This is a genomic window from Natrarchaeobius chitinivorans (genome assembly GCF_003841505.1).
GTDB classification, from domain to species: domain Archaea; phylum Halobacteriota; class Halobacteria; order Halobacteriales; family Natrialbaceae; genus Natrarchaeobius; species Natrarchaeobius chitinivorans.
The window spans coordinates 249,349-270,499 of the sequence record NZ_REGA01000004.1 but is presented as its reverse complement, the minus strand read 5'-3'; the positions used below and the strand labels follow the sequence as shown (position 1 = coordinate 270,499).

Genomic DNA, 21,151 nt, shown 5'->3' with positions numbered 1-21,151 from the left:
CACGGGCAAAACTACTCGAAGCCGAAAACCGTCGACTACGTGAAGAATATGCACGGGCTAAACGCTCGTCTTACCGCAAGACTGCGGTCGCTCTGGCGGTGGTCGGGTGTTTGGCTATCGGTGGCGGCGTACTCTTCGAATCCACTCGCACCGTGTTGGTCGTCCTCGGACTGACGGGCCTGTTCGGTGGCGTGCTTACGTATTACCTCACACCGGGTCAGTTCGTCGCCGCGGATATCGGTGAGCGACTGTATGCGACGTATGCGATAAACGGCGGTGCGATCTGTGAGGAACTCGGAGTCCAGGATGAGCGATTGTATATTCCCGCCGAAACCGGAGGCGCACAGCTGTATATCCCTGCGCACACGTCTGCTGACCAACTTGCCCCGGGTGAACTTCCCGACTCGTTACCGATGCCGTTCGTCCTCGACGACAGCGACCGAGGACTGGTGTTCGAACCGACCGGGTCGCTGCTACTCGAGGAGTTCGAACACGGCCTCCGTGGTGAACTCGGCTCTCATCCCCGAACGATTACGGCTCAGTTATGTGATGGACTCGTCGAACACCTGGAACTCGCCTCGAGTGCCGATCCGGACGTCGAACCTGCCGATGGCCGAGTCACGGTCGGAATCTCTGGAAGCGCTGTGGGGCCGCTCGATAGATTCGACCACCCGATCCCCTCGTTTGTCGCGACCGGACTCGCCGTCGGACTCGAGCGTCCAGTTCGAGTAGAAGTAACTCAGGGCGATCAGAGAAGTGACTGGCTTGTTACAGTCCACTTTCAGCCGAGAGGTGGCACAGATAAGGGTTCTCGAAAGGAAGAATAATCAATACGAGCATACTGTCTAAGTCTCTCTCTTTCGGTTGCGTTTTCGGTGAGGACTCGAGGTTCCGCGGCCACTTTAGTAGTGCATGGAATGCCCAATATAAGCCAGGCAGACTCCTGGAACTCGCATAAAATATAACAAATAAACCCGAACTTGTGAACGAATTCCTGCATATAGAGTATATTAGTGCCCTACCACCGACAACACGTTTGCGAGAATAAACGCGATTCGGGGGGTATTTGACTCAGTAACAATACTGGTGGCCATTATTTTGACCCAGCATCGGTCACAGCGACTCGTGACGGACTCACCGCGCTCCAACCGATTCGCGTTCTAAGGGGTTACTCGAGAGCAAAACTGTCGTTAGTCCCGATCAACTCAAACTCTATTCAACTGATTGGTTGGGGAAACTATCGGCTTTTATACTATTGGTTGCGAATATTGACCAGCAAATTGATCGTCCGCCTGAAGTGATCAATCAGTCGTGGGATGCTGAACGACGACTACCTCAAGAACATCGCCACCGGCGAGGTGCCCCTCTCGAGAAATCAGTGCTCGAGATCGGATTTGAACCGAAGGAAGACGGTCGCTCACTACGTTCGCGCTGCGACTTTCAGGGTTCAATTCCGTATCTTGCATTCTCCGCTCACGAAATTGTTCGCGGAGAATGCGCGGGACCGGATTTGAACCGCGAGGACATCGCTTCGCTCGTCCTCTGGGCTGCAAATCCGCTCCTGCTCTCTCGCTCACTCCGTTCGCTCGATGCGCGGGACCGGATTTGAACCGGCGGACCCCTACGGGACAGCGTCCTAAGCGCTGCGCCGTTTCCTGGCTTGGCTACCCGCGCTCACGTCCGGGTTTTATCGAATCGGGTAAGAACCTGTCGATCCGGATTACGGGGAATTGAGGAGAAAGCCCCGTGTTTTAGCGCGGGGATGAATCCGACACTACCTTTCACAAACCACCGACGATAGTACGGCCTGGTATTGCAGCAGATATTTAACCTATCTCGTCTTATTACATTTGTAATGGTCACGGTGACTGTCACCGCGAAGTTCCACAACCCATCCCTCTCACGGCGCAAAGAGTGGCAACACGCCTCTCGCCTCTACCGTGATACCAAACAGTTCTGTATTGATGGATGGGAAAACGGCGACTTCGACAAGTCCGTGACCACAGCCAGTATCGACAACGACCTCTACTCGGCTATTCAGAACCAAGCCATCCGAGAGGCGAAATCCGACCACACCAAGGACGGAGAGGTTCGATACCGAGAGAGTCAACCGTTCGCCATCAACAACCAGAACTGGGAAATCGACACCACCGAGAACGGCACGGTCGTCGTCGGTTTCCCGTGTGTCTCCCAATGGTGGTACACTCCGATAGAGGTGTACGACGACATTGCGGACCCTGTAGACCGACTGGTCAAAGGTGACGCCGACAAAACCCGTCTACAGGTCTACCGTCGGGGAGACGACTGGTACTGTACGTTCAACGTCGAGTACGACGCCGACACATCGGGCGAGACGCCCATCGGTGTCGATATTGGTGAACGCCACATCCTCGCTGCGACGGCCTATGGTGAGGACGAGTCAATGTTGGTGTCGGGTGGTGAGGCGAAGTACGTTCGACGTAAATATCGTTCCCTACGCGATTCGCTTTCAAAAGCGGGTGCGCTTCGTGCACGGAACCGTGTGGGTGACAAAGAACAGCGTCGAATCAAAGACCTGAATCACAAACTTTCCCGTCGCCTCATCACGTTCGCGGAACAGTTCGAGAATCCCGTCATTCGGATGGAAGACCTCGAAGGAATCCGCAAGAACAGTTCGTGGTCGGGAGTCCACTCGTGGCATTTCCACCAACTCCAACAGTTCATCACATACAAAGCCGAGCGCGCTGGTATTCGTGTCGAAAAAGTAGACGCCTACCACACCAGTCAGGAGTGTTCGGCCTGTGGTTCGATGGGAACCCGTGATGGGGACTACTTTTCGTGTCCGGAGTGTGGTCGTGGACGCCATGCTGACCTGAACGCTTCGGAGAATATCGCGCAACTGGAGGGAGAACCATGCACGGCGTAGCAGTTCGGCTGACGCGAACCGTGCTACCTCGCTGGTTGAACAGCCAGCCGTCGTTGACGCTCGCTGTATGCGGGGAGGAAGGCCCCATTGACAGGGCTGTACGCGCTGGAAAGCACACCGTTGGTCACAACCCGGTGGCGACCTTCGACGTTCCACGCGAAAGCGTACTTGAAAACCGAGGAAACGCGCAACCTGAATATCCCCTTCGGGGAATCCTCGCCCGTTAGGGCGGGGAGGATGTCAATCGTGTTTTACCGGCTCTTCGGGGGACCAGTCCGGTGGGACGATATACGTGACGTGTTCCGGATCTCGAAGTTGATGTAACTCAGCGGCCTGCTCGGCCAGCGAACGGTCCCGGTAGGGCATCTCGAGCCCGCAGCCGGTACAGACGAGTTTGCAGGTTGGTTCCTTCATGACGGACGCGGAAACCCGACGGGGGTGAAGGCGTCTGCTCGTCCTTGGCTAGGCTCCCGCTTTAGTAGTTATCTCCTAGCCCAGATCACCGAGAACAGCCACTCTGCCTATCAATTCGTAGCCGAACGTTGGCTCGAGTAGCGACCTATTGCTAATCCTCGTGGATATTACCCTCGGAAATCCGATCAGCACAGATCTGGACACGGGATTTATTTCCGGGGAGGCGAAACGGTTGGGCATGCACAGCGCTCGCGATCGGATCGAGTACGAGCCGTGGCTCGAGGAACTCGAGGGAGTAGCCGATCGCCTCGAGTTGTCGGGCGACGCGCGGTCGTGTGCGATCGATCTCTTTCTCGCCGACGTCCCCGAGGACGACCGATCGAAGCGGGCCGTCCTCGCGGCGAGCATCTACGCAGGCGCTCTGATTGCGGGAGACGGTCGAACTCAGGGGACGGTCGCCGACGCAGCGGAGGTCTCTCGGCTCTCGATCCAGACGCGGTGGAAAGACCTCCTCGAGGACGCCGGTCTCGAACCGCCGCGCTGGTAACTCGGTGACCGTTTCGTCGGGTCAGTCCACCGATTAGTCGATCTAACGGTGTATTATGCAATCAAAACTCAGCTCGGGAGTCGCCAGCTCACTCTCGGGTCATACGGTTTACTGTAAGTCATTTCCGGCGCAACCGCGACCTGGGCGACGGTTGCGCCGGTAAATCGTTACAGTAATCCGTATCAGGAATCGTCGTTCCCGCCCTCGAGAACGCGTCCGTGTTCGTCGATTTCCCCGCGAACGATTCGGGTACTCGAGATGATGTCACCGTCGTCGGCGCGGACGTGGGGAACGACGACGACCTCGAGCGGATCGTGGCCGCGCTCACGGCGGATCTCGTTGATTCGCTCGCCACCGTCGCGGGTTTCCGGCGAGACGACGAGGTAGTCGAACTGCGGTTCCGTCGCGATCCCGGTGGGCGCTTCGAGCGGCCTGATTTCGAACTCGCGACCGTACTCGGCGGCGATCGATTCGAGGGCGGACTCGAGGGCGTCCTTTCGCTCGTCGTAGCAGTTGACGTGTCGTTCGACGTGTCGCGTCTTCGGTGCGAGTTCGTCGCTCGTCAATCCGATCGTCACGTCACCCAGTTCGAACGCCCGTTCGAACAGCCGTCGGTGGCCGTCGTGAACGGGGTCGAACGTCCCACCAAGCGCGACGTCCATACCCCACCCCAATTGGGCAGTCCGTATAAAACGGTCGAATGCGTGGATGGCGATCCCCGCTCGAGCGGTCATAGTTCGACAATCGTCGAGTGTCACCTTCACATTGTTTTTAGTAATCGCCCGCTGTGTCCCCGGTATGGGATTAGACGAGGACGCACTGGAGTACCACCGGACGGACCCGCCAGGAAAGATCGAGATTTCGACGACGAAACCGACGAACACACAGCGCGATCTCTCACTGGCCTACTCGCCCGGGGTCGCGACCCCGTGTATGGAGATCGCAGCGGACGAAACCGATGCCTACACGTACACGGCAAAGGGGAATCTCGTCGGCGTCGTCTCGAACGGGTCCGCCGTACTGGGTCTCGGCGATATCGGCGCACAAGCATCGAAACCGGTAATGGAAGGAAAAGGGGTGCTGTTCAAGCGGTTCGCGGACATCGACGTCTTCGACATCGAACTCGACGAGGCCGACCCGGACAAACTCGTCGAGGCGGTGAAGATGATGGAACCGACGTTCGGCGGCGTCAACTTAGAGGACATCAAAGCGCCAGAGTGTTTCACCGTCGAAGAACGGTTGCGCGAGGAGATCGATATTCCCGTCTTTCACGACGACCAGCACGGAACCGCGATCATCTCCGGCGCGGCGCTTCTCAACGCGGCCGATATCGCGGGAAAAGATCTCGAGGACCTCGAAATCGTCTTCTCCGGCGCGGGTGCGAGTGCGATCGCGACGGCCCGGTTTTACGTTTCGCTCGGCTGCCGGTCCGAGAACATCACGATGTGTGACTCCTCGGGGATCATCACTGAAGCCCGGGCAAACGACGACGACGTCAACGAGTACAAACGCCAGTTCGCTCGGGACGTTCCGGAGGGTGACCTCGCGGACGCGATGGAGGGGGCGGACGTTTTCGTCGGCCTCTCCGTCGCCGGGGTCGTCTCCCAGGAGATGGTCCGGTCCATGGCCGGCGATCCGATCGTCTTCGCGATGGCCAACCCCGATCCGGAGATCAACTACGAGGAGGCCAAAGCGGCGCGCGAGGATACCGTCATCATGGCTACCGGCCGCTCCGATTACCCGAATCAGGTCAACAACGTCCTCGGTTTCCCGTTTATCTTCCGCGGTGCGCTCGACGTGCGCGCGACCGAGATCAACGAAGAGATGAAAGTCGCCTGTGCCCAGGCGCTTGCCGATCTCGCCCGGCAGGACGTCCCCGACGCGGTCGTCAAAGCCTACGGCGAGGATCCGATCCAGTACGGTCCCGACTACATCATTCCGAAACCGGTCGATCCGCGGGTTCTCTTTCGGGTCGCACCGTCGATTGCAGAGGCAGCCATGGAGTCCGGAGCGGCCAGAACCGAAATCGACCTCGAGGAGTACGAAGAGGAACTCGAGGCTCGGCTCGGCAAGTCCCGCGAGATGATGCGTGTCGTCCTCAACAAGGCAAAGAGCGATCCGAAGACGGTCGCGCTCGCGGAGGGAGAAAACGAGAAGATGATTCGGGCGGCCTACCAGATTCAAGAACAGGGGATCGCGACGCCGGTCCTCATCGGCGACGAGACCGAAATCCGGACGGCGGCCGCCAACCTCGGGCTGGATTTCGACCCGCAGGTTGCCGATCCCACTGTCGGTGATTACGAGGAGTACGCGGATCGGCTCCACGAACTCCGTCAACGAAAGGGGATCACCCGGACGGAGGCCGGGGAACTCGTCGAACGCGACTCGAATTACTTCGGGAGCGTAATGGTCGAACAGGGCGACGCAGACGCGCTTCTGACGGGTCTTTCCCACCACTATCCGTCGGCGCTTCGGCCGCCGCTGCAGGTGATCGGCACCGCCGACGACGTCGACTACGCGGCTGGGGTCTACATGCTGACGTTCAAAAACCGCGTGATCTTCATCGCCGACGCGACCGTCAACCAGACGCTCGACGAGGAGGTTCTCGCGGAGGTGACGAAACAGACCGGCAAACTCGCGCGGCGGTTCAACGTCGAACCGCGCGCCGCGTTGCTCTCGTACTCGAACTTCGGCAGCGTCGACAACGAGGGGACCCGGAAACCGCGCCGGGCAGCGCGGATGCTCCAGGACGACCCCGAGGTCGACTTTCCCGTCGACGGGGAGATGCAAGCCGACACCGCCGTCGTAGAAGACATCCTCGAGGGAACGTACGGCTTCTCGGAGCTCGAGGAGCCGGCGAACGTTCTCGTCTTTCCGAACCTCGAGTCGGGCAACATCGGCTACAAGCTGCTCCAGCGACTCGGCGGTGCGGACGCCATCGGCCCGATGCTCGTCGGCATGGACGAACCCGTCCACGTCCTCCAGCGGGGGGACGAGGTCAAAGATATCGTCAATTTGGCTGGCGTTGCGGTCGTCGACGCCCAAAAAGAGTAACGCGGTTCGGAGCGTACGCGGTTCGGAGCGAACGGAGTGAGCGAGAACCGCGGAACGGCGAACGGGGAACGCAGTGACCCGTGAGCGAACGGAGTGAGCGAGAACCGCGGAACGGCGAACGGGGAACGCAGTGACCCGTGAGCGAGCGAAGCGAGCGAGAACCGCGGAACAGCGAACGGGGAACGCAGTGACCCGTGAGCAAGCGGGAAACGCGAAACGCAAAAAGACGAACAGCGGCCTCGAGCCCACGAAACCCCCTGTCCAGTGTAGACGAGAGAGACGTCACTACCGACGCAGCGTCGAAAGAAATCGGCGTTGCTCGAGTCGTCGCGTCGCGACTTAGCCGAAGAGTTCGCCGAGGCCCTCGCCGCCGGCGTCGTCGTCTTCGTCGTCTTCGTCGTCGTCCGTCGTGTCCGGGACGTCGCTCGTCTCTTCTGCGTCCTCGTCGTCGCCACCGTCGTCAGCCGCTGCGGCGGCGCCGCCTGCGGCGGCTCCACCGGCGGGGACGGCTGCGGCCTCGGAGACCGCTTCGTCGATGTCGACGTCCTCGAGTGCGGCGACGAGCGCCTTGACTCGGGACTCTTCGACGTCGACGCCAGCGGCGTCGAGCACGTCGGTAAGGTTGTCTTCGTTGATCTCTTCGCCCGTTTCGTTCAGGATGAGTGCAGCGTAAACGTATTCCATTGTTGAATCCTCCGTTGATTATCCGAACATCGCGCCGAGGCCTTCCGCGCCGTCGCCGTCGTCTTCGTCATCGTCGTCGTCGGCGGCGTCGCCGGCCTCGGTTTCGTCTTGGTCGTCAGTCGATTCGTCTTCGTCCTCTCCCTCGTCGGCGTCGGCCGCCGCTGGCGCAGGTGCCTCGAGGTCCTGGAGCTCTTCGGGGAGTGCCTCCTCGTCGTCGATCTGGGCTGCCAGCGCACGCAGCTGTGCGTCGGCCTTGCTGACGAGGTCGGGCATGAGCTCTTCGTCTTCGATCGCGGCGTGGAGGCCGAGGCTCTTGGCCTCGCCCGTCGCCTTGGCGATGAGCGTCGGTGCCGTCGTCGCGGTCGGGAAGCTCGCGTTGACCGAGAGGTTCCGGGCGCGAGCGGCCGCCGTCGACACGTCGCTCTGGTAGGCATCGACGTCGATGTCGAGGTCCTCGGGATCGAAGAGGACGCCGTCTGCGACGACGGCGCGAAGGTCGAGTCCGACCTCCTTTGGCTCGATGCCGAGTTCGTTGAGGACGTTCGCCAGATCCGCAGAGACTTCCTCGCCGGCCTCCAGGACCGTCGAGTCCTCCATGACCTGAATCGAACCGTCCTCGATTCGCGCGTTGGCTCCGATGCCCTGGAGTTCGCCGACGAACGGCCCCGGGTCGACGCCCGTGTCACCCTCGGGGATGACGATGTCGTTGGGCGCGACTTCCCCCTCGTTGATCGGAGCGGGCGTCTTCGACGCCTCGAGTTCCTTGTAGAGGGTAAAGGGGTTGTCGTTCGTGGCGACCAGTCCGACCTGTCCCTCGACGTGGGTGACGAGGTCGTCGAGGCCGGCGTCCTCGAGTGCCCGGACCTGCAGCGTGTTGCGGCTCACTCGCACCACGGCGGTGCCGTGGAGTCCGCGACGCATGTCCTGAAGCTGTTTGCTCGGAATGCCGGTGATGCCGACGATGCCGACGCTCTCGTAGTCCTCGATGAGCTGCTCGAGTTCGCCGACTTCCTCTTTTTTCCACTGTGGGAGGTTCTCGGTCTTTCGCTCGGCTTCTGCGCTCACGTTAGACCACCTCCACGGACGGCCCCATCGTGGTCTTCACGTAGACCCCGTCGATGTTCTGTGGGCCTTTCTCGAGGTCGGCGTGCAGTCGACGCAGGATGACGTCGATGTTGTCGGCGATGTCCTCAGCGTCCATGTCCTCGGCACCGACGAGCGTGTGGAACGTTCGTCGGTCGCCGGAACGAAGCTGCACGGTACTTTTGAGTCGATTGACGGTCTCGACGACGTCGTCGTCGGGCGCGAGCGGGTCCGGCATCTTCCCCCGGGGACCGAGGATGGTACCCAGGTGCCGGGCGATATCTTGCATCATCGCCTCTTCGGCGATGAAGAAGTCCGTCTCGTCCGCCATATCCTTGGCGTCGTCGTCGTCCAGATCGGCCACGTCGTCCTCCGAGAGGACCTCGTCCGCCGCCTCCTCGGCGCGGACTGCGGTTTCGCCCTCGGCGATGACGACGATTCGCGTTTCCTGGCCGGTTCCGGACGGCAGGACGATAGACTCATCGACACGGTTCGACGGTTCGTTCAAATCAAGGTCGCGCAAGTTGATCGCGAGGTCGACCGTCTCGGTAAAGTTCCGGTCCGGTGAATCCTCGAGTGCGCGAGCCACTGCGGTTTCGATATCCTCTGCCATCGTTCACCTCCGTAGTACGCAGGTTTGCTCCTACGGGTCAGTGAAACAGGCAATGCCTGTCTCCATTGAGAGAAGTAGCATGGCGAACTTAAACCCGTCGAACCCGGCTCTCGTGTGCGTCCGGTTGTCGATCACTGATACGGTCTGCCCAAATGCAGTTCCGTTTTTCAGATCATCCTCGTGACCGAAAGTAATATCTTTGATGACAGTGTATCGTTCGTGTATGTGGCCAATAGATTTATATCCTATCACTGGGGCAACCGGTCTCGAGTTGACCGGAGAGTTCGCTCACGCGTGGGTACTCGAGTACTATCGCTCGCTCGCACCGATCGAGCGAGCGGGGATCCAGTTCGCTGCAACGCTCGTCTTCGCATCGGTGTTGCTCGGTACGCTCCAGGGACGCGGATCGCAAGCGGTCACCAAATCCCGCCGGAGTCCGATCATCTCGACCTGTATCGGGTTTCCGTCCCTGCTCGTCGTCCTCGCTCTCACGAGTACCGGCTACTTCATCGTGGGCTCGAGCCTCGGGACGTTTTTTGGCGTCATCCTCGTGACGGTCGGACTGGCGCTGCTTCCGACGTCCGCTGCGGTCGGAATCGTCGCGATGGGGCAGGCGATCACGGCCCGACTCGGACGGGACAAACGCTGGCTCGGCGTTTTCACTGGCAGTCTCGTCTTCGGCCTCGCCGGGCTGTCGGTTCCCGTGGCGCTCGCCGTCGCCGGGATCACGACGATGCTCGGACTGGGAACGGTTATCCGCCTTTTGATCGGACCAGGCGGAGCCACGAGCCCCGAAGAGCGAAGCGTCCCACCGGCGAACAAAATCTGAGACGAGTTCGATTGGCCACGGCACAACGGGTTTTTCTCTCGGCGTTGACGCCACCGTATGGTCTCCCTCGAGAATCGCCTCACACTCGAGTCACTGTCCCCGCTTCACTGGGTCGGGATCGGGTTGGCCGCCGTCACCGCGGGCGTTCACCTCGTTCTCGGGGTCGGGTTCTTGCCACACTGGATGGGACTCGCCTTCCTCGTCGCGACTGCCGGGTTCGTCCTCGGCATCGTGCTCGTCCTCGTCGACTACCGACGGCGGCTGCTCTACCTCCTCGGGATCCCGTTTACCGCCGGTCAGGTGATCCTCTGGTATGCGGTCAATCGACCCGAGGCCCTCGATGCGGTCTCGCCGGTCGAGATCGTCGACAAACTCGCACAACTCCTGTTGATCGTCGTACTCCTCGCACTCTCTCGCCGTGACTGACGAGTCGGTCGCGGTATCATCAGGGCGCGTCGGCTGGCGGTGGGGGTGGGCTACGGCTGCGCTCTGGATCGTCGCTTCTCTCGGGACGATCGCACTCGAGGTGGTGTGGTCGGGCGGCCCATCGCTTGCCTTTCTCGCCCTCGTCGGGTCCGCGCTCGTCCTCGAGTCGGTCCTCGTCTTTCTGACGATCGACCGAATACAGGAACGCGGTTCGCGGCCGTTTACACTCGCGACCGGGGTGACGCTCGGGCGCGGAGCGGCAGCCGCGGTACTCGCCGGGTTCGTGGTAGCGCCCTCGCCGACCGGCGTTCTCGCCTGGGTTCCGGCCCTCCTGTTCGCCGTTGCGGCCGCGCTCGACGCGGTCGATGGAATGGTCGCCCGTCGGCTGGACGAGGTGACGGACATCGGGGCTCGACTGGACGTGGAGATGGACGCCCTCGTCGTGCTGGTCGGCTCGCTCGTCGCCGTTGCGGGCGACGGGGCTGCGCTCGCGTTTCTCGCGGTCGGGATCGCACGGTACCTGTTCGTCGCCGGACTCTGGTGGCGGCGCAGACGTGGTCTGGTCGTTTCCGAACTCCCGTCGAACCGACTCCGCCGCCCGCTCGGTGCGCTCGTGATGGTCTGCATCTGGCTTGCAATCCTCCCCGTTCTGTCTGCGACCCTCACGCGCCCGCTCTCGATACTCGTGGCGGTACCGTTTCTCGCTAATTTCTGCTGGGACTGGCTCGCGGTGAGCGGTCGCCGGTGAGTGGCTCACGCCGGAGGTGGTCGATCGGGTGAAGAGCGAAGAAAGTCGTCAAAAAATATCACCGAGACCGTCCGTTCTCACCATCGATACCGACAGTTCTCAGGAACTGTCACTCGAGCGAACTGCCAAGTGGGCACTGATCGAACGGTTCACCGTGAGCGATCTCCGACCCGGGCCACCGACCGGCCGTGATCGTCGATGACGGCGAACGCGGCCGTCGACGGCCGGACGCTTTACTTTACGGATCCCTCTACCGTCGAGATTCGGTCTCGAGCGGTTCCGGAACCGGGCCCCGACGCGGTTCGCGTCCGAACGACGATCTCGGCGATCAGCGCCGGAACCGAAGGCATGATCTATCGCGGCGACGCCCCGGCCTCGCTCCCGGCCGACGAGTGTCTCGAGGCGTTCGACGAAGATCTCTCCTTCCCGCTGTCCTACGGCTACGCAGCGGTCGGAACGGTCACCGAGGTCGGTGAGAACGTCTCCGAATCGTGGCTGGATCGGCGCGTGTTCGCCTACAACCCCCACGAGAGTGACTTCCTCGCCCACCCGGAGGACCTGCTGGTCGTCCCCGACGACGTCTCGTCCCGCGAGGCTGCGCTGTTCGCGAACCTCGAAACTGCCGTCAACCTCGTCCTCGACGGCGGTGCGTTGCTCGGCGAGCGCGTCGTCGTCGTCGGACAGGGTGTCGTCGGTCTGTTGACGACCGCGCTGCTGTCCGAACTCCCCCTCGAGACGCTCGTGACGGTCGAACCCCGCGAAAACCGCCGTCGGCTCTCCGAGGCGGTCGGTGCCGACCGGACGATCGATCCGGCGGCGAAGTGTCCAGTCGAACGGCTCGAATCGATCCTCGGCGAGGACGCGCGTGCCGATCTAACCTACGAATTGTCGGGGAATCCGGACGCGCTCGACGACGCGATTGCGGTAACCGGGTTCGACGGTCGTGTTCTCGTCGGATCCTGGTACGGAACCGAACAGACCACGCTCGACCTCGGCGGGCGGTTCCACCGCGACCGGATCGAGATCGAGAGCACGCAGGTGAGCACGATCGATCCCGAGTTAGCCGGCCGCTGGTCCCGCGAGCGTCGCCATCGAACCGCCTGGAACTGGCTCCGGCGACTCGATCTCTCGGCGCTTTTCACGCACGAAATCCCGTTCGAAAATGCCGCTGATGCGTACGAACTGATAGAGGAGCGTCCCGAGGACGCGGTGCAGGTTCTGTTGGCATACGACTGATCCAGTCCGTCGACGGCCCCGCAGACGGAGTATCAGTACTCGCGACCGAACGGAGGTGTTTACCCGCCGTCCGTGGTACCGGCGCGCATGTACTCCGTCACCGTCTCGCAGTGCCTCGTGGCCCAGCATTACCTGACGGTTCCGGATCCGGGGCCGGAAGGGGAGCTTCACTCCCATCACTTTACCGTGGCGGCGACGATCCGAAACGCCGAACTGAACGAACACGGATACGTCCACGACATCGACGACGTACGTCGGGCGATGGACGCCGTCTGCGGGTTTTACGCCGATCGAACGCTCAACGACTGTCCTGGCTTCGAAGACCGGAACCCGAGCGTCGAGCGGTTCGCACGCCTGTTCGGCGACCGACTGCTCGAGCACCTCGAGCCCGACGGAGTGTCCGAGCTTCGGATCGAGATCGAAGAGGACGACGTCGCCAGCGTCGCCCACGAACGCACCTGCTGACGATGGAGGTCGGACTCGTCGTCCCCGACGACCTCGAGACGACGTCCGGCGGCTATCGGTACGACCGAAAGCTGGTGTCGATTCTCGAGGAGCGAGGCGACGACGTCGAGGTGATTTCACTGGCTGGTCGATCCGAACGCGCCGTTCGTGACCAACTCGACCGATCGTTCGACGTCCTGCTGCAGGACGAACTCTGCTACCGAGAGCTGGTCGGTCACAACTGCCGCCTCGAGCGTCCGGGGACGATCGTCGCGCTCGTTCACCTGCTACAGTCGGCTGCCCCTGGATTGACTCCTTCCGCAACGGTCGATTCCGCGTTCGAACCGGTCAGTGGCGGTCAAATCTGCGGCGGCGATCGAAACGGCGGTGGCGGGCGGGATTACGGAGACGATCAGAACGGGGGCGACGACCGGGGCCACGGTGACGACGCGAGCGACCACTCCCGTGAGCGAGCACGCGAACTCGAGAAACGGTATCTCTCCTCCGTCGACGCGGCGATCTGTACGAGCGAGTACACTCGCGATCGAACGGCGGAACTGACCTCGGTGCCGACGCTCGTCGCACCGCCGGCGGGCCGACGCGAGGGGGCTGCGATCTCGGCCGAAGCGGTCGACCGGCGGGCGACCGACGACGGTCCCCTCCGCGTCACGTTCGTCGGAAATCTGACTCCCCGAAAGAATCCCACGGCGGTCCTCGAGGCACTCGAGAGGGCGGAACGAAACTGGAACCTGACCGTCGTCGGCAGCCACGAGGCCGAACCGGCCTACGCGCGGACGGTTCGCGACCGGATCGTCGAACTCGGCGTTGGGAGCCGCGTGTCGGTTGCCGGCGAAGTCGACGACGATCGTCTGGCGTCGGTCCTCGAGCGATCGCACGTTCTCGCCGTGCCGTCTCGCTACGAGGGATTCGGCATGGTCTACCTCGAGGCGATGGAGTTCGGCGTCGTGCCAGTCGCGAGCGCGGTCGGCGGCGCGGACGAAATCGTCGCGGACGGCCGGAACGGCGTACTGATCGATCCGTCGGACACGGCCGGTCTGGCGGCGGTGATCGACGGTCTCGCTGCCGATCGGGAGCGGCTCGCGGCGCTCGGAAAGAAAGCTCTCGAGACGGCCGCCGCTCATCCCTCGTGGTCGGAGACGATGGCCGACGTGCGAGCATTCCTGGCCGGACTCGAGGCGGGTGAGTCCGGATGACGCTTGCGGGAAAGCTGCGGGGTGAGTCCGAATGACGCCTGCGAGCAATCCGTGGGGTGAGTCCGGATGACTCCCTCGATGCAGTCGTATCTCGAGGCCAAACGCACCGTGGACGACCGCGCGTTGAACCGCCGCGTCTTCGAGCAGTTTACGGCGGAACTTGCGGAGATCGACGAACCGGTTCGGGTGACCGAATTCGGGTGCGGCGTCGGTACGATGGTGTCCCGGCTCGTCGAGTGGGAGTGTTTGCCAACCCGAACCCGGTACCACGCGATCGATCGCGACCCCGAGAGCGTCGTCGCCGCTCGGAAGCGATTGCCGGACAGGCTCGAGGCGGCTGGCTATCGGATCGTAGATGGTTCCGACGTGCCCGAAGCCGAACGCCGCGAGGACGGACTCGAGACGACCGTCGACGCCCGCTCCCGAGACCGGCGGATCGATCTCTCCCTCGAGGTGGCCGATGCGCTCTCGACGGCGACGGGCGACGACGGTGATCGGTCGACGGGGCCCGAACCCGACGACGCTCGCTCGAGGGTGTCCGGGTCCGACGACGCTCGCTCGAGGGGGACCGGGACGGCGGACGCCGTGATCGCCGCCGCGTTCCTCGACGTGGTCGACCTCGATCGCGCGTTAGACGCTGCGTCGACTCGTCTCGAGCCCGGGGGCCTCCTCTACGCACCGATCACGTTCGACGGGGCGACGGGGTTCGCGCCGCCGCATCCGCTCGACGAGCGGATCGAGCGGCTCTACCACCGGCACATGGACGACGTCCGCGACCGGGACGGCGGAAGCACGACCGGCCGGCAACTCCTCTCGGCGCTTCCGGCGAACGGGTTCGAACTGCTCGCGACCGGCGGGTCCGACTGGATCGTCAGACCGCGGTCTGGCGAGTCCGGCGGCTATCCAGCCACAGAACAGGTCTTTCTCGAGGCCATCCTCGAGACGATCGACGACGCGCTCGCGGCGTATCCGGCGACGGTTCTCGACCCCTCGGATCGGACGACGTGGGTCTCGACGCGACGGCGACAGCTCGAAGCGGCGGAGCTCTCGTTCGTAAGCCACCATCTCGACGTGCTCGCACGTCTCGAGAAACGCCGAACGAAAAAATGAACCGACGGGTCCGCTGATTAGGCGAGGGCGTCGTCGTACTCGCCGGAGTCGACTTTCTCTTTGAACTCGCGAGCGTCGGTGCCCTCGATGGTGACGCCCATGGATGCGCAGGTGCCGACGACTTCCTTCGCGGCGTTTATCGTGTCGTAGGCGAGCAGGTCCGGATGTTTCTGCTCTGCGATCGTTTTGACCTGGTCGATCGAGAGGTCGGCGACGAAGTCCTCCTGGGGTTCGCCGCTACCGGTGTCGAAGCCGGCTTCGTCTTTGATGAGCGCCGCCGTCGGCGGAACACCGACGTCGATGTCGAACGAGCCGTCCTCGTCGTATTCGACGGTTACCGGCACTTCGGTGCCGTCGAACGCTTCTGTCTGGTCGTTGATCTCCTGTACGACCGCCTGTACGTCGACGGGCGTCGGTCCGAGCTCGGGACCGAGCGGTGGGCCTGGATTGGCCTGGCCACCCGGAACGAGCACTTCGATGGTTCCAGCCATACCCGTCACAACCCGTGCGCGAGTTTTAAGGGTTGCTTTTTCGGCTAGTCGAGGCCTGTGACGAGCTATCGTATCTCAGATTTTCGACGACGAGCGACGAGGGTTCGACCAGCAGCGGTCGTCGACGAAACGCGGACCGCCGCCGTCACCTGACGCTGTCCGCACGCCACTGCGCGAAGGAGTCGAGGACGTCGTTCTCGTCGAATCGCTCGATACACGGCACGTCGTGGGGATGGACCTCGAGGACGCGCTCCTCGAGATCGGCGTACGCGTCGTCGGTCGTCTTCGCCAGCAAGATCGCCTCCTCGTCGTGGTGGATCTCCCCCTCCCAGCGGTAGGTCGAGGTCGTCGACAGTCGGTTGACGCAGGCGGCCAGACGTTCCTCGACTACCGTCTCGGCGATTCGGTCGGCCGCGTCCGGCGGTGCCGTGATGTAGACGGTCGGCATCGTAGTGGGTGATGTCGCCGGGAGGTGAAAAGCCTGCTCCCGGTCACTTCCGTCGAGCGGTCCGGTTCGAAGCGATTTCCAGAGAGAACTGCGGTGGCACCGTCGGTTACTCGCCGACGACGGGATTGAACGTCCCGTTGATGTCCCACTCGTGGAGACAGTGTGGGTTCCCGACCTGCTTTTCGCCGTCTTCGCGATCGATCTGCCACGATCCGAGTTCGTCGTCCCAGTACTCCGCCCGATTGCACCGTTCGCAGACCCGGGCCGTTGGCGTTCGTACCTGTGTGCTCATTGCCGGGTGTGGGAACTGGACCCATATAACGGTATTCCTTCCCACGATGCAATTCCGGCTGAGCCGGACGACCTTCGGCCGCCCATCTCGTCACGGATCGTTTCGATACCGGGCGTTCACACCGGTGCGAACCGTCCCGATATCTCGCCCAGCAATACTGATACGAACCGTTTCGGTCCACGCTCGTCGCGCAGAGAGAGCCATGGGCAGTATATTTCACGTCGGTTGTGGTATTCTCGAGCGTGAATTGCCCTGTCGGACGACTCTCGAGAGCGGCCGTCGGTCACGCGGTACTGGTCGTCGTGACGGTCCTCTCGGTTGGAGTCGGAACGGCGACCGGCCACGAGGAGTACGTCGTCGACGAGACGCGGGACGTCGAGGTCGGCGAGTTCCTCGCGCAGGCGCTTTCCGATCCGTTCGTCGTCGGACCGCTTCTCGGTGGTGGGGCCCTCGTCATCGCCGCGCTCGGCGGCTATCTCGCATTTCGCCCGCTCCAGCACGATCTGGCTGCGTTCCAGTTCGCGATGACCGAGTACGACGAGTACGTCCCCTGGCTCCTGCGGATCTCGCTTGGCATTCCGCTGATCGGCGCGGGCTTTAGCGGCTACTTCGTCAGCCCCGCACTCGAGGTCGACCTGCGACTGCTCCAGGTGACACTCGGGTTCTTGCTGTTGTTCGGGGTCGCGACGCGCGTCGTGGCGATGTTCGGACTCGCCGTCTACCTCGTGGGCGCGGCGATCTGGCCGACGCTGCTATTGCAACTCGAGTTCGTCGGCGGGTTCGCGGCGATCGCACTGATCGGTGGCGGGCGACCCAGTGCGGATCACGTCCTCGGACGGATCGCGGGTTCCCGGGGAACGGTCTACCGGCGTCTCGATCCGATTCACGACCGTGCGGACGCGTTCGGCGAGCACATCGCCGGAGTCGACCGGTTCCTGCCGACGGTCGTCCGTCTCGGACTCGGCGCGACGTTCGTCTACCTCGGGTCCACCCAGAAGATCCTCCAGCCAGACCTCGCGCTCGCGGTCGTCGACCGGTACGACCTCACCGCGGTCGTGCCGGCCAGCCCGGAACTCTGGGTGCTCGGTGCGGGTCTGGCGGAGATCTGTCTCGGGCTCGCACTGATCGCCGGCTTTTTCACCCGCGCCAGCGCGGCCACGGCGATCGCCATGTTCACGCTCACGCTCTTCGCCCTGCCCGATGACCCCGTCCTCGCCCACGTCGCCCTGTTCGGCATGGCCTCAGTGTTGCTCATCACCGGCGGCGGCCCGTACGCGATCGACGGCCGACTCGAGCGGCTCGCTCCCGATATCGATCGTCTCGAGGGGGACCCGGCCGGCGTCGACTCGAGTGAGGATTGATACGGCATCGACTCGAGTGAGGACTGATGCGGCATCGACTCGAGTGAGGACTGATGGGGCATCAGCACGAGTAGGGACTGATACGGCGGCGACGAGAGTGGCGGACACCGTGGGTGGCCTTTCCCGTCGGCGGCCGTCGTTCTCGGGCGGAGAGACGAACACCTTTCATCGTCCGGGTCGGAGTATCGGCTATGAGTCAGCCCACCTTCGACGCCGACGGTATCACGCTCGAGAAAGTGCGTGAGTACGTCTGGGAGATTCCACAGGAAGGGGATATGCGCGCGCCCGCGAGAGTACTCGCGAGTGAGCCCCTCCTCGAGGAGATCAAAGAGGACAAGACGCTCGAGCAGATCAAAAACACGACCCACCTGCCGGGGATCACGAAGTACGCGATCTGTATGCCCGACGGCCACCAGGGCTACGGCTTCCCGGTCGGCGGCGTCGGCGCACTCGACGCCGAAGACGGCTGTATTTCGCCCGGGTCGGTCGGCTACGACATCAATTGCGGCGTCCGAATGATGCGGACGAACCTGACGTACGACGAGCTACGAGGCAACGAAAGAGAGCTCGTCGACTCGCTGTTCGCCAACGTTCCGTCGGGACTCGGCGGCGGCGGCATCGTCGAATCCGGCGTCGACACCGTCGACGAAATTCTCGCCCGCGGGGTCGACTGGGCGCTCGAGCACGGCCACGCCATCGAGTCGGACCTGTTACACTGCGAGGACGAGGGGATGCGCGAGGGCGCGGATCCCTCGAAGGTGAGCCAGAAGGCCAAAGACCGCGGCAAGAACCAGATCGGCTCGCTGGGATCGGGCAACCACTTCCTCGAGGTCCAGCGCGTGACGGACGTCTTCGACGACGACGTGGGTGAGGCGTTCGGACTCGAGGAAGACCAGATCGTCGTCCTGATCCACTGTGGCTCGCGGGGGCTGGGCCACCAGACGTGCAACGATTACCTTCGCAAGATCGAGAAACAACACAAGGGGCTGTTAGACCGGCTCCCGGACAAGGAACTGGCGGCCGCGCCCGCCGGCTCGCAACTCGCCGAGGACTACTACGGCGCGATGAACGCGGCGATCAACTTCGCGTGGGTCAACCGGCAACTGATCATGCACCGCACGCGAGAGGTCTTCGAACGCGTCTTCGAGCGGCCGTGGGAGGAGATGGAGATGGAGTTGCTGTACGACGTGGCCCACAACATCGCGAAGAAAGAGGTTCACGAAGTCGACGGGGAAAACCGAGAGCTGTACGTCCACCGCAAAGGCGCAACGCGAGCCTTCCCCGCGGGCCATCCCGAGGTCCCGAAGGCCTACCGCGACGTCGGCCAGCCGGTCATCATCCCCGGAAGCATGGGTGCCGGCAGTTACGTTCTCCGAGGGGGCGAGCAGTCGATGGACCTCACGTTCGGCTCGACCGCCCACGGGGCCGGCCGCCTGATGAGCCGCACCCAGGCGAAAAACGAGTACTGGGGCGGGGACGTCAGGGACGAACTCGAGGATCAGCAGGGAATCTACGTGAAAGCCCAGTCGGGCGCGACGGTCGCCGAGGAAGCCCCGGGCGTCTACAAGGACGTCGACGAGGTGGTCCGCGTCTCCGACGCGCTTGGAATCGGCGACAAGGTGGCGCGGACGTTCCCGGTGTGTAACATCAAAGGTTGAGGCGGATCGGTAAATCGAACGCGGGGGATCGACTGCCGGAACCGCCGCGTTTTCGTTCCGGTTGCCGACGATCCCCTCGAGGACACAGCCGGCGATCCCCTCGAGAACCACACCCAACGATTCACCCAAGAACTACACCCGACGGCCGCCGTCATTTCAGCCGAAACGGGTTTTCGTCGTCCTCGCCGTCTCCCTCTTCCTCGTCGTCCTCGCTGTCGTAGGGTTTTCGCGCCGTGATCGTCACGGTCGCTTCGGGGTCGTCCTCGTCGGCCCACGGGCTGTCGTACGCGGAAATTTCGAGGTCCGTGACGTCCCATCCCTCGGATTCGACGAGTTCGACGAGTCGGCGCTGATCCTCGAGCATGTCCTCGTCCATGAGAACGTCTTCGAGACTCGAGCGGGTAGCTCTTGTGCCGCCGGTTGAACGATCGCGTCGGCCTCGGCCCGATCGACTCGGCGGTGACGAAACCAGATATGGTTACGATGTCGGAAAATACCCGGCGAGTTTAAGCGGATCCGTCTGCAACCGGAGCACATGCTCACCGACGAGTTCGGACGCGAGGTGTCAGGCGTCCGCGTCTCGCTCACCGATCGGTGTAACTTCGATTGTATCTACTGTCACAACGAGGGGCTCGGGGATACCCGCGGACCGATGGACCCGCAGGACGACGAGATGGGGACCGACGACGTCGTCCGATTTCTCGAGGTCGCCGCCGAGTTCGACGTCGATGCAGTCAAGTTCACCGGCGGCGAGCCGATGTTGCGACAGGACCTCGAGGAGATCATCGAACGAACCCCCGAGGGGATGGAAGTCTCGCTGACGACCAACGGAACCTTCCTCCCCGGCCGAGCGGAGGACCTCGTCGACGCCGGACTCGAGCGGGTCAACGTCTCACAGGACGCGCTCGATCCGGAGGACTTCGCTGCCGTGACGAAAAGCGGGGCGTACGACAAGGTGCTCGAGGGCGTGGACGCGGCGCTCGAGGCCGGGCTGGACCCGGTCAAGCTCAACATGGTCGTCTTCGAGCACACGGCGGGGTACGTCCCGGAGATGGTCGACCACGTCGCGGAAAACGACGGGCTCCAGTTGCAACTGATCGAGTACATGCCGGAGTTGACGGGCAAGCCCGAGTGGAACATCGACATCCAGCGGGTTCACGACTGGCTCGCCGAACAGGCGGACGAGATCGAACACCGCGAGATGCACGACCGGAAGCGCTACTGGATCGGCGGCGGTGACGGTACCGACGGGGACCGATCCGATTCGAACGCCGGCAGAGGGATGGTCGAAATCGTCGATCCCGTCGAAAACCCGACGTTCTGTGCGAACTGCCACCGCGTTCGCGTGACTCACGAAGGGTACCTGAAGGGCTGTCTCAACCGGAACGACGACCTCAGACCGATGGGCGAGATGACGAAACCCGAGATCCGCGAGGCGTTTCGCGAGGTCGTCGCGAACCGCGTTCCCTACTACGGTGAGTACATGGTCCGCAACGGCGACGGCGAGTGGGAACTGAACGACGAGTATCTCGATCTTCCGGCCTAATACGGTCTGCCGTCCGTCGGTGCCGTATGGTTGCTCCCATTTGTGCCC

General features: G+C 62.9%; 23 protein-coding genes and 1 tRNA gene. 14 read left to right on the top strand and 10 right to left on the bottom strand.

Annotated features, from left to right (window positions below; all coding sequences use genetic code 11):
- Window positions 1-110 precede the first annotated feature (110 nt).
- Window positions 111-827, top strand: coding sequence for a hypothetical protein (locus EA473_RS07335; protein WP_243645204.1), 717 nt, complete (start codon window positions 111-113; stop codon window positions 825-827).
- 763 nt (window positions 828-1,590) lie between these two features.
- Here EA473_RS07335 and EA473_RS07330 read toward each other — a convergent pair.
- Window positions 1,591-1,674 (bottom strand) — tRNA-Leu (locus EA473_RS07330).
- Window positions 1,675-1,855: 181 nt separating this feature from the next.
- Between EA473_RS07330 and EA473_RS07325 the strand changes: the two genes are divergently transcribed.
- Window positions 1,856-2,905, top strand: coding sequence for an RNA-guided endonuclease InsQ/TnpB family protein (locus EA473_RS07325; RefSeq protein WP_124195008.1), 1,050 nt, complete (start codon window positions 1,856-1,858; stop codon window positions 2,903-2,905).
- A gap of 240 nt (window positions 2,906-3,145) precedes the next feature.
- On the opposite strand, the gene EA473_RS22220 is transcribed toward EA473_RS07325, so the two are convergent.
- A complete protein-coding gene (locus EA473_RS22220) occupies window positions 3,146-3,319 on the bottom strand; it encodes a hypothetical protein (RefSeq protein ID WP_165875219.1) in 174 nt (57 codons plus the stop codon).
- Window positions 3,320-3,557: 238 nt separating this feature from the next.
- Here EA473_RS22220 and EA473_RS07315 point away from each other — a divergent pair, with 238 nt between their 5' ends.
- Window positions 3,558-3,866 carry a transcription initiation factor IIB family protein gene (locus EA473_RS07315; RefSeq protein ID WP_124195007.1) on the top strand — a complete coding sequence of 103 codons (309 nt, stop codon included), beginning with the start codon at window positions 3,558-3,560 and terminating at the stop codon, window positions 3,864-3,866.
- 182 nt (window positions 3,867-4,048) lie between these two features.
- Here EA473_RS07315 and EA473_RS07310 read toward each other — a convergent pair whose 3' ends face one another.
- Entirely contained in the window at window positions 4,049-4,528 is a 480-nt protein-coding gene (locus tag EA473_RS07310; protein ID WP_124195006.1) for a phosphopantetheine adenylyltransferase, read from the bottom strand.
- Between the two features lie 136 nt (window positions 4,529-4,664).
- Between EA473_RS07310 and EA473_RS07305 the strand changes: the two genes are divergently transcribed.
- Complete coding sequence (locus EA473_RS07305) at window positions 4,665-6,920, top strand: NADP-dependent malic enzyme (protein ID WP_124195005.1); 2,256 nt, start codon at window positions 4,665-4,667, stop codon at window positions 6,918-6,920.
- A gap of 339 nt (window positions 6,921-7,259) precedes the next feature.
- Here EA473_RS07305 and rpl12p read toward each other — a convergent pair whose 3' ends face one another.
- Genes rpl12p through EA473_RS07290 form a run of 3 tightly spaced genes read right to left on the bottom strand, consistent with a single transcriptional unit; the run spans window position 7,260 to window position 9,300 of the window.
- A complete protein-coding gene (rpl12p, locus tag EA473_RS07300) occupies window positions 7,260-7,604 on the bottom strand; it encodes a 50S ribosomal protein P1 (RefSeq protein ID WP_124195004.1) in 345 nt (114 codons plus the stop codon).
- A gap of 18 nt (window positions 7,605-7,622) precedes the next feature.
- Entirely contained in the window at window positions 7,623-8,669 is a 1,047-nt protein-coding gene (locus tag EA473_RS07295; protein ID WP_124195003.1) for a 50S ribosomal protein L10, read from the bottom strand.
- Between the two features lies 1 nt (window position 8,670).
- Window positions 8,671-9,300, bottom strand: coding sequence for a 50S ribosomal protein L1 (locus EA473_RS07290; protein WP_124195002.1), 630 nt, complete (start codon window positions 9,298-9,300; stop codon window positions 8,671-8,673).
- Window positions 9,301-9,571: 271 nt separating this feature from the next.
- On the opposite strand from EA473_RS07290, the gene EA473_RS07285 reads away from it, so the two are divergent.
- From EA473_RS07285 to EA473_RS07255, 7 genes are all read left to right on the top strand, one after another.
- The gene (locus EA473_RS07285) at window positions 9,572-10,129 is read left to right on the top strand and encodes a hypothetical protein (protein ID WP_124195001.1); all 558 of its coding nucleotides are present in this window, start codon (window positions 9,572-9,574) and stop codon (window positions 10,127-10,129) included.
- Window positions 10,130-10,186: 57 nt separating this feature from the next.
- A complete protein-coding gene (locus tag EA473_RS07280; RefSeq protein WP_124195000.1) occupies window positions 10,187-10,555 on the top strand; it encodes a DUF7475 family protein in 369 nt (122 codons plus the stop codon).
- Window positions 10,548-11,303: a CDP-alcohol phosphatidyltransferase family protein gene (locus tag EA473_RS07275; RefSeq protein WP_124194999.1), complete on the top strand. Its 756-nt coding sequence runs from the start codon at window positions 10,548-10,550 to the stop codon at window positions 11,301-11,303. The genes EA473_RS07280 and EA473_RS07275 overlap by 8 nt, the downstream gene beginning before the upstream one ends.
- Window positions 11,304-11,501: 198 nt before the next feature.
- On the top strand, window positions 11,502-12,539 hold the full coding sequence (locus tag EA473_RS07270) for a zinc-dependent alcohol dehydrogenase (RefSeq protein ID WP_124194998.1): 1,038 nt from the start codon (window positions 11,502-11,504) through the stop codon (window positions 12,537-12,539).
- Between the two features lie 87 nt (window positions 12,540-12,626).
- The gene (locus tag EA473_RS07265; RefSeq protein WP_124194997.1) at window positions 12,627-13,004 is read left to right on the top strand and encodes a 6-pyruvoyl trahydropterin synthase family protein; all 378 of its coding nucleotides are present in this window, start codon (window positions 12,627-12,629) and stop codon (window positions 13,002-13,004) included.
- A gap of 2 nt (window positions 13,005-13,006) precedes the next feature.
- The gene (locus tag EA473_RS07260) at window positions 13,007-14,197 is read left to right on the top strand and encodes a glycosyltransferase family 4 protein (protein ID WP_243645203.1); all 1,191 of its coding nucleotides are present in this window, start codon (window positions 13,007-13,009) and stop codon (window positions 14,195-14,197) included.
- 66 nt (window positions 14,198-14,263) lie between these two features.
- Complete coding sequence (locus EA473_RS07255) at window positions 14,264-15,307, top strand: class I SAM-dependent methyltransferase (protein ID WP_124194996.1); 1,044 nt, start codon at window positions 14,264-14,266, stop codon at window positions 15,305-15,307.
- A gap of 17 nt (window positions 15,308-15,324) precedes the next feature.
- Here EA473_RS07255 and EA473_RS07250 read toward each other — a convergent pair whose 3' ends face one another.
- The 3 genes from EA473_RS07250 to EA473_RS07240 all read right to left on the bottom strand — a co-directional run bounded on the left by EA473_RS07250 (window position 15,325) and on the right by EA473_RS07240 (window position 16,538).
- On the bottom strand, window positions 15,325-15,798 hold the full coding sequence (locus tag EA473_RS07250; protein WP_124194995.1) for a 50S ribosomal protein L11: 474 nt from the start codon (window positions 15,796-15,798) through the stop codon (window positions 15,325-15,327).
- Window positions 15,799-15,943: 145 nt separating this feature from the next.
- On the bottom strand, window positions 15,944-16,246 hold the full coding sequence (gene cutA / locus EA473_RS07245) for a divalent-cation tolerance protein CutA (RefSeq protein ID WP_124194994.1): 303 nt from the start codon (window positions 16,244-16,246) through the stop codon (window positions 15,944-15,946).
- Window positions 16,247-16,352: 106 nt separating this feature from the next.
- The gene (locus EA473_RS07240) at window positions 16,353-16,538 is read right to left on the bottom strand and encodes an HEWD family protein (RefSeq protein WP_124194993.1); all 186 of its coding nucleotides are present in this window, start codon (window positions 16,536-16,538) and stop codon (window positions 16,353-16,355) included.
- A gap of 293 nt (window positions 16,539-16,831) precedes the next feature.
- Here EA473_RS07240 and EA473_RS07235 point away from each other — a divergent pair, with 293 nt between their 5' ends.
- Together EA473_RS07235 and EA473_RS07230 are read left to right on the top strand one after the other, a co-directional pair.
- The gene (locus EA473_RS07235) at window positions 16,832-17,899 is read left to right on the top strand and encodes a DoxX family protein (RefSeq protein WP_243645207.1); all 1,068 of its coding nucleotides are present in this window, start codon (window positions 16,832-16,834) and stop codon (window positions 17,897-17,899) included.
- 191 nt (window positions 17,900-18,090) lie between these two features.
- On the top strand, window positions 18,091-19,557 hold the full coding sequence (locus tag EA473_RS07230) for an RtcB family protein (protein ID WP_124194991.1): 1,467 nt from the start codon (window positions 18,091-18,093) through the stop codon (window positions 19,555-19,557).
- Window positions 19,558-19,708: 151 nt separating this feature from the next.
- On the opposite strand, the gene EA473_RS07225 is transcribed toward EA473_RS07230, so the two are convergent.
- A complete protein-coding gene (locus EA473_RS07225; RefSeq protein ID WP_124194990.1) occupies window positions 19,709-19,933 on the bottom strand; it encodes a hypothetical protein in 225 nt (74 codons plus the stop codon).
- A 159-nt stretch (window positions 19,934-20,092) separates the two neighbouring features.
- On the opposite strand from EA473_RS07225, the gene moaA reads away from it, so the two are divergent.
- The gene (gene moaA / locus EA473_RS07220) at window positions 20,093-21,103 is read left to right on the top strand and encodes a GTP 3',8-cyclase MoaA (RefSeq protein WP_124194989.1); all 1,011 of its coding nucleotides are present in this window, start codon (window positions 20,093-20,095) and stop codon (window positions 21,101-21,103) included.
- Window positions 21,104-21,151 lie beyond the last annotated feature (48 nt).